11 protein-coding genes are annotated in these 12,281 nt (G+C 69.3%); 6 read left to right on the forward strand and 5 right to left on the reverse strand.

The window, feature by feature from the left end:
• Positions 1–282 precede the first annotated feature (282 nt).
• Positions 283–1,920 carry a long-chain fatty acid--CoA ligase gene (locus tag GLP40_RS01325; RefSeq protein ID WP_154785951.1) on the forward strand — a complete coding sequence of 546 codons (1,638 nt, stop codon included), beginning with the start codon at positions 283–285 and terminating at the stop codon, positions 1,918–1,920.
• Between the two features lie 162 nt (positions 1,921–2,082).
• Here GLP40_RS01325 and GLP40_RS01330 read toward each other — a convergent pair whose 3' ends face one another.
• Positions 2,083–2,418 (reverse strand): cupin domain-containing protein, encoded by a 336-nt coding sequence (locus tag GLP40_RS01330; RefSeq protein ID WP_154785952.1) that lies wholly within the window; start codon positions 2,416–2,418, stop codon positions 2,083–2,085.
• A 71-nt stretch (positions 2,419–2,489) separates the two neighbouring features.
• Here GLP40_RS01330 and GLP40_RS01335 point away from each other — a divergent pair, with 71 nt between their 5' ends.
• On the forward strand, positions 2,490–3,425 hold the full coding sequence (locus GLP40_RS01335) for a GlxA family transcriptional regulator (protein WP_154785953.1): 936 nt from the start codon (positions 2,490–2,492) through the stop codon (positions 3,423–3,425).
• Here the strand turns inward: GLP40_RS01335 and GLP40_RS01340 are convergent.
• On the reverse strand, positions 3,349–4,260 hold the full coding sequence (locus tag GLP40_RS01340) for a class I SAM-dependent methyltransferase (RefSeq protein ID WP_154785954.1): 912 nt from the start codon (positions 4,258–4,260) through the stop codon (positions 3,349–3,351). The genes GLP40_RS01335 and GLP40_RS01340 overlap by 77 nt on opposite strands.
• Before the next feature lie 185 nt (positions 4,261–4,445).
• Between GLP40_RS01340 and GLP40_RS01345 the strand changes: the two genes are divergently transcribed.
• Positions 4,446–6,065, forward strand: coding sequence for an acyl-CoA synthetase (locus GLP40_RS01345; protein ID WP_154785955.1), 1,620 nt, complete (start codon positions 4,446–4,448; stop codon positions 6,063–6,065).
• Positions 6,066–6,072: 7 nt separating this feature from the next.
• Here GLP40_RS01345 and GLP40_RS01350 read toward each other — a convergent pair whose 3' ends face one another.
• Positions 6,073–6,495, reverse strand: coding sequence for an EF-hand domain-containing protein (locus tag GLP40_RS01350; protein WP_328289556.1), 423 nt, complete (start codon positions 6,493–6,495; stop codon positions 6,073–6,075).
• Between the two features lie 196 nt (positions 6,496–6,691).
• Between GLP40_RS01350 and GLP40_RS01355 the strand changes: the two genes are divergently transcribed.
• A complete protein-coding gene (locus GLP40_RS01355; protein ID WP_328289557.1) occupies positions 6,692–8,398 on the forward strand; it encodes a serine/threonine-protein kinase in 1,707 nt (568 codons plus the stop codon).
• A gap of 63 nt (positions 8,399–8,461) precedes the next feature.
• Here the strand turns inward: GLP40_RS01355 and GLP40_RS01360 are convergent, their stop codons facing one another.
• Positions 8,462–8,854 carry an SCO5389 family protein gene (locus GLP40_RS01360; RefSeq protein WP_154785957.1) on the reverse strand — a complete coding sequence of 131 codons (393 nt, stop codon included), beginning with the start codon at positions 8,852–8,854 and terminating at the stop codon, positions 8,462–8,464.
• A 57-nt stretch (positions 8,855–8,911) separates the two neighbouring features.
• Positions 8,912–9,955, reverse strand: coding sequence for a nitronate monooxygenase (locus GLP40_RS01365; protein ID WP_154785958.1), 1,044 nt, complete (start codon positions 9,953–9,955; stop codon positions 8,912–8,914).
• Positions 9,956–10,234: 279 nt separating this feature from the next.
• Between GLP40_RS01365 and GLP40_RS01370 the strand changes: the two genes are divergently transcribed.
• Together GLP40_RS01370 and GLP40_RS01375 are read left to right on the forward strand one after the other, a co-directional pair.
• Positions 10,235–11,077 (forward strand): M23 family metallopeptidase, encoded by an 843-nt coding sequence (locus GLP40_RS01370; protein WP_154785959.1) that lies wholly within the window; start codon positions 10,235–10,237, stop codon positions 11,075–11,077.
• Between the two features lie 59 nt (positions 11,078–11,136).
• Positions 11,137–12,117, forward strand: a complete 981-nt coding sequence (locus tag GLP40_RS01375) for a helix-turn-helix transcriptional regulator (RefSeq protein WP_328289558.1) — start codon at positions 11,137–11,139, stop codon at positions 12,115–12,117.
• Positions 12,118–12,281: the final 164 nt, after the last annotated feature.

The following is a 12,281-nucleotide window of genomic DNA, read 5'->3' on the forward strand; positions in this document are numbered from 1 at the left end:
CGCCACCGCAGGGGGTGTCGCCAGCATGTCGACGCTGATCAGGATTGCGGAGCCGGCTGGTCGTCGTGTTGGGCGGCGGCGGGTCGGCCGCGGGCTGCGGGCGGCGAGGGTGGGGTTCGCCGCCCGCAGCCCGAGTTCTTTCTTCGCCCAGCTCACCGGCTCAACTGAGGTCGGTATGCCGTCAGTTTGCCCCCTGGATGACCCATGTCCGAATTCGGCTAGGCTCGCCGCAAGTGACTCAGTTCACTACCCGAGTAGGTACATGCAAGGAGCGGTTGGGAAATGTTGAGCACCATGCAGGACGAGCAGCTGTCACTCGCGACACTGCTGCGCTATGCCTCCACCTTCCAGGGCGACAGCTATGTCTGCACCTGGACCGGCGACGGCGTGCGCACTCAGACCTATCGCGAGATAGGCCAGGACGCGGCCCGGCTCGCCAATGCCCTGCGTGACCTGGGCATCGGGGTCGGCGACCGGGTGGGCACGTTCATGTGGAACAACAACGAGCACATGGTCGCCTATGTCGCCGTGCCCGCCATGGGCGCGGTGCTGCACGCCCTGAACATCCGGCTGTTCCCCGAGCAGCTGGTGTACGTGGCGAACCACGCCGAGGATCAGGTCGTCATCGTGGACGGCTCGCTGCTGCCGATGTTCGCGCAGTACCTGCCGAACATGACCACGGTCCGCCACGTCATCGTGGCCAATGGCGACGCGGCCGCGCTGCAGGCCCCCGAGGGCGTCACCGTGCACTCCTACCGCGAGTTGCTCGACGCGCAGCCGGACACCTTCGACTACCCGGTCATCGACGAGCGTTCGGCCGCGGGCATGTGCTACACCTCCGGCACCACCGGCGACCCCAAGGGCGTGGTCTACTCCCACCGCTCCAACTGGCTGCACGCCATGCAGGTGATCTCGCCCAACGGCATGGGCTTCACCGCCGCGGACACCGTGCTGGCGATCGTGCCGCTGTTCCACGCCAACGCGTGGGGCATTCCGTACGCCGCGCTCATGTCGGGCGCGAATGTGCTCATGCCCGACCGTTTCCTGCAGCCCGCACCGCTGCTGCAGATGATGGCCGAGGTGAAGCCGACCTTCGCGGCCGCCGTGCCGACCATCTGGGGCGGCGTGCTGGCCGGGCTGCAGGCGCAGCCGCAGGACATCTCGCACCTGCGCACCTGTGTGGTCGGCGGCGCGGCCGTCCCGCCGTCGATGATGCGGGCCTTCCAGGAGCGGCACGGCGTGAAGCTGCTGCACGCCTGGGGAATGACCGAGACCTCGCCGCTGGGTTCGGTGGCGCACCCGCCCGCCGGCGCCGAAGGCGAGGAGGCCTGGTTCTACCGCTACACCCAGGGCCGTTTCCCGGCCGGTGTGCAGGCGCGGCTGGTCGGCGACGACGGCTCGGTGCTGCCGAACGACGGAGAAGCCCTGGGCGAGCTGGAAGTTCGCGGTCCGTGGATCACCGGCTCCTACTACTCGCCCTCGGGCGGCGAGGTCGATCCCGACAAGTTCCACGACGGCTGGCTGCGCACCGGCGACGTCGGCAAGATCAGCCCCAACGGCTACCTCACCCTGGTCGACCGCTCCAAGGACGTCATCAAGTCCGGCGGCGAATGGATCTCCTCGGTGGATCTGGAGAACGCCGTCATGGGCCACCCGGCCGTGGCCGAGGCCGCCGTCATCGGCATCCCCGACCAGAAGTGGGACGAACGCCCCCTGGTCGCCATCGTCCTGGTCGAGGGCTCCGAGACCAAACCCGAAGAGCTGCGCGACTTCCTGGCGTCCAAGTTCGCCAAATGGCAGCTGCCCGAACACTGGACCTTCGTCGCCGAGGTCCCCAAGACCAGTGTCGGCAAATTCGACAAGAAGCGCCTGCGCGCCCAGCACGCCGAGGGCGTCCTGACGGTAGTGACGCTGTCCTGATCCGCCCGGGTGCGCCCTCCGGTGAGAGGGCGCACCCGCGAGTCCGCTGTGTGGAATGCGCTGTATCGCAGCGCGTCACGCCGTTCCGAGTGGATTCAGGACGGAGAATCGCCATTCCCCGTTCTCGATCCGCCGGGCGATATTCGCGGTGGTGCCGGTGTGCTAGCCCTCAGGGTAGAAGACGAACAGGGTGCAGCCCGTGGTTGTCGAGGGGACGTGCCAGGAACCGGCGGGGGCGTGCAGGAAGGTTCCGGCGGGGTAGTCGCGAGCGCCGTCGTTGAAGACACCCGAGATCACGTACACCTCCTCGGGGCCGGGCTCATGGAGGTCGCGGTGGGGCCAGCAGGTCCGGGGATCCATCTCCAGCACGTGCGCGCTCGCGCCGGACGGCCCCTTCCAGAGCGGGCGCACGCGAACGCCTGGAAAGAGTTCGCGCACAGGGGCTTCCGTGCCGGTGGCGGACGTGTAGCCGGGCTGGGTGAGGATTTCCGGATGCATGCCACCCAGGGTGTCGGGCGTGCGGCGAACGGCACAGTGTCAGCAATGACGTCATGGGGTACTTTCCTGCCATGCATCGCGTGATGGCCCTGGTGCGACCGGTGCAGTCGACCTTCGAACTCGGCTGTGCCGCCGAGGTATTCGGCACCGCGCGGGTAGGCGTGCCCAACCACTACGAATTCGGCGTGTGCACCGAGCATCCCGGCCCGGTGCCGACGACGGCCGGATACACGCTCAAGGTGGCGCGGGGGCTTGCGGCGCTGGCCGCCGCTGACACCGTGATCATTCCCGGCTGGTCGCCCATCGACGCGCCGCTCTCCGATCGCGTACGCCGCGCCCTGCTCGGCGCACATGCCCGTGGCGCTCGGATCGCCACGATCTGCTCGGGCGTCTTCGCCTTGGCGCGCACCGGATTATTGGACGGCAGGTCCGCCACCACGCACTGGGCGCGGGCCGAACAGCTGCGAAAGGAGTTTCCCCGGATACGCGTGGAGCCGGACGTTCTCTACGTGGACCACGGCGACGTCGCGACCAGCGCCGGTGCGGGCGCGGGCATCGACCTGTGCCTGCATCTGGTTCGCCGCGATCACGGCGCCGCCCATGCCGCACTGCTGGCCCGGCACATGGTGATGCCTCCTCATCGCGAGGGCGGCCAGACCCAATACGCACCCACCCCACAGCCCACCGACGCACTCGATGGCCTGCTCGACTGGGTGGATGAGCGGCTGGCAACCCCGCTCTCCCTGCGCGACATGGCCTCTCATCTCCATGTCTCACCCCGCACCCTCGCCCGTCGCTTCGCCGATCAACTCGGCACGAGCCCGGGCGCGTGGCTCCTGACCCGCCGGGTGGCGGCGGCACGCACACTGCTCGAGGACACGGATCTGCCGGTGGAAGCGATCGCGACCCGGGTCGGCCTCGCTTCGGCGGTCAACCTGCGCCGCCGTTTCCGCGCGCAGGTGGGCACGACTCCGGGCGCGTATCGGAGGGCGTTCCGGATCTCATGAGACGTCGGGCCGTGGGCTGGGCCTCCTTGACCGCGGACAGACCGTAGAGCACCGGGATGATCGGGTCGGTGGGCGGCAGACGCCACCAGCCGTTGTCGGTGGGGATCATCTGGGGCCAGCGCGGCCAGGGCAGGGTGTCGGTTTCGGTGAGGCCGGTGATGCGCAGGTCCGCGGCGAGCAGTGCGTTGATGACTTCGCCGAGACCGTGCCGCCATTCGTAGGCGGTCGTGTCCGTGATGAGGTCCGGACCGTCGGTGTAGGTGTGCACGCTGTCGCGGCGCAGCGCGCCGCGGCCCGCGAGGTAGTCATCGTGCAGCATGAGCTGTCCCGGCTCCACGCCGGGCGGCGGGGTGGGGCCGAGCGAGTGCAACAGGGGGTGGAATTCCAGCAGGTAGACCATGCCGCCCGGGCGCAGCAGGTCGGCGATGACGCGTGCCCAGCGCGGCAGGTCGGGCAGGTAGCAGAGCGCGCCCTTGCCGGTGTAGACGATGTCGAATTGCCTTTCGCCCAAGGCCTCTCGTGCGTGGTAGACGTCGGCGCACACGTATTCGACCGCGTCCCCGACCAATTCGCGCGCGTGGCGGACCGATTCCGCCGAGAAGTCCAGGCCCACCGCGCGGGCACCGCGACGCGCGAATTCGATTGTCTCCGTGCCCAGATGGCATTGCAGGTGCACGATGTCGAGGTCGCGCACGTCGCCGAGGACATCCCATTCGAAGGGTGCGAACCAGTAGCTCGAATCTCGATCGCGGTAGAAGCTGCTGGCGGCGTGAATGCCCGCGCGGGCATCCCAGTTCCGCCGATTCGCCGACAACGGATCTGTCACGGTCGCCATGATAGGCACGCCTCGGGGCAGAGGCTCGACGCCATGAGCGAGGTGGTTCCGGTCGCGGCGTCGGCTACGTACCGTTAGTTTGAGGGCGGATGCCCGCAATCGCAGGGGTGGACGAGGAGGTCCCGGGTGGAATCGAGACGCGCGCACGCTGAATCGCTGGTCGTGCCGAGCGGGGGTGGCCGCGCATGACACTCGGGCTGATCAGGTCGGTGGGGGAGCGGGCCTATCTGGAGGCGGAATCGGCCCGGCTGGTGCTGGAGGCCGGGCTGGCCCGGCTGGAATCGCCGACGGTGCTGCTGTCGGCGGCCACCGCCATGCTGCGGTACGGCACGCTGGCGGCGGGGCTGCGCTTGTCGGCGGCCCGGTACGGCGGGCGAACCGCGGTCATCGACGAACTCGGCGAGCTGACCTTCGCCGAACTCGAGGACCGGTCGAATCGGCTCGCCAATGCCTGGCGCGAGCGCGGCCTGAAACCTCGCGAGGGCGTCGCGATCCTGGCGCGCAACCATCGCGGCCTGCTCGAGGCTATCTTCGCCGCCGCCAAGTGCGGGGCCCGGATCATCCTGCTCAATACCGATTTCGCGGGCCCGCAGATTCGTGACGTGGCCACCCGTGAGGGCACCGACCTGCTCGTCTACGACGACGAGTACGCCCACATGCTCGACGAGGTGAGCCCGAAGCGCGGCAGCTACCGGGCCTGGATCGAGATGCCGCGCGAGGACAGTCTCGAATTCCTCATCGAGACCGGCACACCCGGCGCGCCGCCCGCGCCCGGCGCGGAGCCCAAGATCATCCTGCTGACCAGCGGCACCACCGGTACGCCGAAGGGCGCCCCGCGCGCGGAGCCGAAATCCCTGCTGTCCCTGGGCGGTCTGCTGTCCAAGGTCCCGTTCCGCGTGAACGAGATGACCGAGTGCTGCGCCCCCATGTTCCACACCTTCGGATTCGCCTGCGCCATGCTGACTCTCGGCTTCGGCTCGACCCTGGTGATCCGCCGCCGCTTCGACCCGCAGGCCGCCATCGACTCCATGGCGCGGCATCGGGCCACCACCGTGATCGCCGTGCCGGTCATGCTGGCCCGCATGATCGACCTGGGTGGCCGGGCGCTGGCCGGGCGCGACCTGTCCGCGCTGCGCATCATCTTCGTGGGCGGATCCCAGCTGGGCGCACAGCTGTGCCGGGAGGTCACGGCGGTGTTCGGGCCGGTCGTCTACAACCTGTACGGGTCGACGGAGGTCGCCTACGCCACCATCGCCACCCCCGCGGATCTGTCCGAAGAGCCCGGGTGCGTGGGCAAACCGGTGCTCGGGGCGCGAGTGGAGATTCTCGACGACCGTGGGCGCAAAGTGCCCAACGGCGCGACCGGTCGCATCTTCGTCGGGAACAACATCCAGTTCGAGGGCTACACCGGCGGCGGCCACAAGGAGATCATCCACGGACTCATGTCCTCCGGCGATGTCGGCCACTTCGACAGCGCGGGCAGGCTTTTCATCGACGGCCGCGACGACGACATGATCGTCTCCGGCGGGGAGAACGTCTTCCCGGCGGAAGTCGAGGAGCTGCTCTATACGCACCCGTCGGTGCGTGAGGCCGCCGTCATCGGCGTTGCGGACGAGCAGTTCGGTGCGCGTCTGAAGGCCTTCGTGGTCGTGCACGACGGCCACAGCTGCACCGAGACCGAGGTCAAGGACTTCGTGAAGGCAAACCTGGCCCGCTACAAGGTCCCCCGCGAGGTGATCTTCCTGGCCGAGCTGCCGCGTAACCCCGCCGGCAAGGTGCTCAAGCGCAGACTGCAGGACGCCTGACGCGGGGCTATTCGGCCAGCCGGGCCAGCAGGGCCGTGAACTCGGCGCGGGAGAGGAACCCGTCGCCGTCCAGATCCGCGGCCGCCAGCAGGGTTTCGGCGGACTCGTCCGTGAGGTTCGGGCAGGTGCGCAGCAGTGACTCCAGCTCGTCGAGTTCGATGAGCTCGTTGCGATTGACGTCGAAGGTCTCGAACGCCGCGTCGGCGTCGACGATCTCGGGATCGCGCCCCAGCCGGGCCGCCTCGAACTCGGCCCGCGAGATGAGCCAGTCCCCGTCGGTATCGGCCGCGGCGACCAAGCGCTCCACCGCATCGGCGTCGATGTCGAGCCCGAGCGCGGTGATCCCGGCGAGAATGTCGTCCGCGGAGATGAGCCCGTCGCCGTCCTGGTCCCACAGGTCGAAGGTGTCGGCGGGCTGTTCACTGGCCACGGGCGCTCCTCGGTGGATGGACAGAGTGCTGCGAAGTGAATTCGACCGCACCGCGGCGCACCGGTCAACCCGAAACTCCCGAGCCGCCTCGAACTGTTCCAGGGTCCCGCTCCGGCGGGCTTCCGCACGCTGTGTTTCCGGTACCGGAGCCGTATGCTGAGCACCTCGCAGTACGCGGTCAGCAACGGGAGGACAGGTGCCGGGGGAGGTCAGGCTCGGCCATTATCGACTCGTCAAGTTGCTCGGGCGAGGCGGGATGGGGCAGGTGTGGCTGGCCGAGGACACGCATCTCGAGCGGGAAGTGGCGTTGAAGCTGCTGCCCACCGAGCTCGCCACGGACGAGGACTATCGGCGGCGGTTCGAGCGGGAGGCCCGGCTGGCGGCGCGGCTGCGCGGGCCGCACGTGGTGCCGATCCACGCGTTCGGGGAACTCGACGGCCGCCTGTACATCGACATGGAGCTGATCGAGGGCTCCGATCTGGGCAAGACGCTGCGCGAGGCGGGAGCTCTCCCACCCGACCGCGCGGTCGACCTCATCACGCAGATCGCCGAGGCCCTCGATATGGCGCACAGGGCGGGCCTGGTCCACCGGGATGTGAAGCCCTCCAATGTCCTCACCCTCCCCAACGGTTTCGCCTATCTCATCGACTTCGGCATCGCCCGCGGCGTCGGCCAGGCCACCATCACCTCGACCGGCATCGCCGTCGGCACCTGGGCCTACATGGCTCCCGAACGCTACTCCGGCACCGAGGACCTCCGCTCCGACGTCTACTCTCTGGCCTGTCTACTCTACGAAACCCTCACCGGCGCCAAGCCTTTCGGCCACACCGATCCGGTCCAGCAGGTGGCCGCGCACCTCACCTCCGATCCGCCCCGCGCCAGCGACCGCAACTCCCTCATCCCGGCCGCCCTCGACGCCGTCATGGTCCGCGGTCTCGCCAAGGACCCCGCCCACCGCTTTCCCAGCGCCGGCGCCCTCGCCGCCGCCGCCCGCGCTGCCCTGGAATCCCAGCCGGCCCCGCGCCCGAGCCCACATCGCCCGGCCGATCCGACCGCGAAATGGGACAGCGGAGATCCGTTCCCGAGCTACGGCTCCGGCCCCGCCGCGCGATATGCGGCAATCACGCCGCCACCGGCCCGAAACCCCACCTCGTCGCCCTACGCCTACACCGCGATGACACCCCCACCCGGTGGACCGTCCCCGAATGCGACGCCCCCACCCGGCCCGGGCTCGACCCCCGCCGGTCCAACGCAGATGCCCGCTGCCGGTGCATCCGACGGTGGGATGGCAGCCGCTGCAACGCCGCCGTCCAGCGACATGCGGTCGGGCGCAATGCCTGCCTCCGGCGTGTGGCCCGCGGGTTCGGCCTCGTCGGGTGGGCGACCGGTCGGCGCGACACCGCCACCGGGCCGAGGGTCGCCGGGCTCGGTGTATCCCGTCGGTGGAGCGGTCGGGGCCGCGGCGTCTGTGCCGGGGCCGCCACCGGGCGTCGCTGGTCTGGGGAGCGTGCCGACCGGGATTGCGGGCGGCAGCGCTCCGCCGTCCAGCGCACCGCCGTTCGGTGGAATGTCCACGGGCGCGGTGCCGGGCGGCTCGGGCTATGTGTCGCCGTATGCGGCGGGTGCGCGGCCCACCCTCGCCGCCTATTCCGGGATTGTCGGAAAACCGATGGAGCGGGCGCGGATTCGGCCATGGCAGCCGGTGTGGTGGGTGGTGCTGGCGCTGTGCACGTTGTTCTTCGCGATCATGACCGTCGGGGTGTTGGGGGTGACCTTCACCGAGGGATTCGGCGATGCGCTGACGACGGTGATCGCGTATCTGGTCTTCGTCGGGCCGTTGTTCGCGTTCGCGGCGCTGGTGATACGGGAGATTCGGAAGTTCCGGGCCGAGCGCGGGCGATAGGTCCGGGAAGCGTGAAAACGATTCGGCGCGACCGGGTTGCGGTCGCGCCGAATCGATGGGCGCTCAGCAGTTGCGGAGTTCGGGACTCTGGTTGAGGAGCTGGGCGCGGGTGGAGATGAAGGTGGTGTAGGTGTCGCCGCCTACCGAGGACAGCGGGAAGGCCGCCACCCGGTGGCAGTTCTGGAAGGCGAGCTTGACGCCGAAGTGGCGTTCCAGGCCGCCGCGGATGGCGTCGGAGGCCATGGCGCGCAGCAGCTGGCCGCGGGCGGTCTCATCCGGCGGTGGAATGGTGTTGTCGGCGAATTCCGCTGTGCCGGACCGCAGATCCGCGGCTACCCGGCTGACGACCTCGTAGGCGTAGGGCAGCGAATTACGGACGCATTCGACGAACTCTGCGTCGCTGACTTCACCGCGTTCGGCACGCTCGAGTAGTGCGGTGGGTACGTCGAGTGACATATCGCTCTCCTCATGGGATGGCGGAAGGTGTCAGCCGATTCTAAACGAAAAACGTTGTCAACAAGTCTGGATTCGCCGCGAAAGTACCCGTTCCAGAGCCTTTTTCGCATCCGTCGACAGCGCGCGCACCAGCTCGCCCGCCGGTAGCTCCGGTGCCAGCGAATGCGTCTGACCTGCCCAGAGATTCACCGCGTCGGCATTGCCGGCGGCCCGGGCGGTGGCCCGCAAAGGCCCGGTGGCGTAATGGATCTCGGGGTAGGCGACGGGCGCGTCCGGATGTTCCACCATGAACCGGTTGCGCAGCCCTCGCGCCCGCCGCCCGGTGAAGGCGCGGGTCAGCATGGTCGGCGTCGCCGCGGTGATGGCCTCCCGGACGAGCGGCGCGGTCCCGGCCTCGGGGCAGCGCAGGAACACGGTGCCCAGCTGCGCCGCCGCCGCGCCCGCGCACAGCGCCCCCGCGACGGCCGCGCCGGTCGCGATGCCGCCGGCCGCGACGATCGGCGCCTCCACCGCGACGCGCAGCAGTTGCAGCAGGGCCAGCAAGCCGAGGGGATCGGTGAGGTCGTCGGCGGGATCGTCGACGAAGACGCCGCGGTGTCCGCCCGCCTCCGCGCCCTGCGCGATCAGCACGTCCGCGCCCGCGGCCACCGCCTGCCGGGCCTCGGCCACCGTCGTGACCGTCACCCACACCTCGGACCCGGCCGTGTGCAGCCGCTCGATCTCCGCACTCGACGGGCAGCCGAAGGTGGTCGACACGACCGGCACCGGATCGGCGATCAGCAGCTCGAGCTTGGCGTCCCAGTCGTCGCTGTCGTACCGCGGCTCGCCGACCGGGAACTCGGGCGCCAGATTCCGCACATATGTATCGAACCGATCGGACGGACTCGGCTCGGACGGAAAGAACAGGTTGACCCCGAACGCCCCCGCGGTCAATGCCCGCGTCGCCTTGATTCGCGCGGCCAGTTCGCTCGCGGGCAGATATCCGGCGGCCACGAAACCGAGCCCGCCGGCCTCGGTGACGGCGGCGGCCAGTTCGGGGGTGGACGGTCCGCCCGCCATGGGGGCAAGAACGATCGGCGTATCCAACTCGTCGAGAATCATGAACTCCAGTCTGCCCGCCGAGGGGTCGCGGCCCGCCCCGATTCTGGACTGACGGAGCGGGGGAGCGAAGCGGAGGAGCGGAGGACGGAAGAATCGGGGTCACGAGGCCGCGAACAGCCCGGAGCGAAGCGGAGGGCGATCAAGCTCAGCACAAAAGGTTGCGAAATGGTCACAAGGGAGTACTGTTTCCGTCACAGCGATGCCGAATCGTTACCGGACCCCCGAACGCTAGGACTTGCAGTGCCGCTTCACCGAACGACCGAGAACTCCGTAACTGTCATGGATTTGCTTGGTGATTCCGGCGTCGTCCGCACTGGCGCCACGTCGCGCAGACGTCACCGGGCCGAGCCCTCCGCCGCCGAACGCGTGAAGACCGCCGCGGGTGCGGCCGTCGCCGCGGGCGCCCTGATCGGCACCGCGTCGCAGCTGGTCCCCGCCCTGGCGTACGCCGCACCGCTGCTACCCACGCACGACGAGAAGCCCGCCACCATCGGCGAGGACGTCGCCCCGGTCGAACAGACCGCCCTCGAGCTGAAACAGGCCAAGCAGGATGTCGCCCCCGCGGCGGAGATCCCGCAGGCCCAGCCCGTCGCGGCCACCACACCCGACCCGGCGCCCTTCGGCCTGCAGAACCTGCCGCCCGAGATCTCCGGCCCGCTGTCCCAGGCCGAACAGACCCTCAAGACCCTCCAGCAGCATCTCAACCCGGGGCCGGCCGTGGTCAAGCCGGTCGACGGCCAGCTGACCTCCGGTTACGGCGTGCGCTGGGGCGCAATGCATTACGGCATCGACTTCGCCGATCCCATCGGCACGCCGATCCACTCCGTCATGGGCGGCACGGTCATCGATGCCGGCCCGGCTTCGGGCTTCGGCCTCTGGGTGCGCGTCAAACAGGACGACGGCACCACCGCCGTCTACGGTCACGTCAACGACATGTACGTGTCCGTCGGCCAGCGGGTGAACACCGGCGATGTGATCGCCTCCGTGGGAAACCGCGGTAATTCCACAGGTCCCCATCTGCACCTCGAGATTTGGGACGCCGCCGACAACAAGATGGATCCGCTGCCATGGCTAGCCAGCAAGGGCGTTCTCATGCAGCAGCAGTGGGGCCCGGACCAGTAGATCGTTCACCGGTACCCGCGACCGGACGTTTTCCGGACCGGCGCACGCCGGTGGGTGCGGTGACGACACTGGACGATCTGTTCGACCCGACCTCCCTGCACGGTCGCGCCTACGCGGTGCTCGTGCAGCACCCGCGGTCGACCGCACTCGAGACCGCCGAGCGGCTGAGCATTCCGCCGCGTGTGGCCGAGGCCGCGCTGGAGGCGCTGTGCCAGCTCGAGGCCGCGGTGCGCCTCACCGACGGCAAGGGCGTGGTGCGTTTCGACGCGCATGCGCCGGAAGCCCTGTCGGAGGCCGAGACTCGCCGCCGCAATCACGACATGCTGCGCATGCAGTCGGCCGCCGCGCGCCTGGGCGAGACCTTCCGCTCGGTGCGCCGCACCACCGACGCCGACGGTGCGGTGGTGGCGGTCTACGAACGCCGCCAACTGCTGGCCGATTTCGAGGATCTGCAGCACACCGCGCACGCCTGCGTGAAGGTGGTGGAACGCGGCCCGTTCCTCTCCGATGTGGAGACCGAGGAGCGGATGTTCGAGCTGAAGTCCTCGCGCATCACCGCCGGCATCGGCTACCGCACCCTGTATCAGGAGACCATCTACCACGACCCGGAGCGGCTGCGCCACGTCCTGGCCGCCAATGCGGTTGGGGCACAGGCGCGTACGCTGCCCGATCCGCCCATGAAGCTGATCGTCGCCGACGATCGGCGAGCGGTGCTGGTGCTGCACACCGACGAGCGCCGCGGCGACCCCATGGGGGTGCGCGTCGGCCCGTCGCCCACGCTGGACCTGCTGGTCAAGACGTTCGACGCGCTGTGGCTGATGGCAACGCCGATCTCGGTGAATCCGGCCGAGGCGCTGGACGATCGCGACAAGGCCATCCTCACGCTGATGAGCATGGGCGCCACCGACGACACCATCGCCCGCCGGCTCGGCCTCTCGCGCCGAACGGTGGTGCGCCGCACCGCGAGTCTGCTCGAGCGCCTGGGCGCCAGCACTCGGTTCCAGGCCGGAGTGCAGGCGACACGCCGCGGCTGGCTCTGACCGCTCTGTGGTGCAAGTCACTTCATAGCAACAATCGTTGCTGCTCAGCGATAGTCACTGTGCTCGGGGCGCTCGAGGCTGCCCGCGAGCATCGATATGATTGACTGATCCGCTCACCCGTTGGCGTCCAGGGAACAGACGCCGATTTTTCGTGGGTCGGCCGA

The organism is Nocardia aurantiaca (assembly GCF_009708175.1).
GTDB classification, from domain to species: domain Bacteria; phylum Actinomycetota; class Actinomycetes; order Mycobacteriales; family Mycobacteriaceae; genus Nocardia; species Nocardia aurantiaca.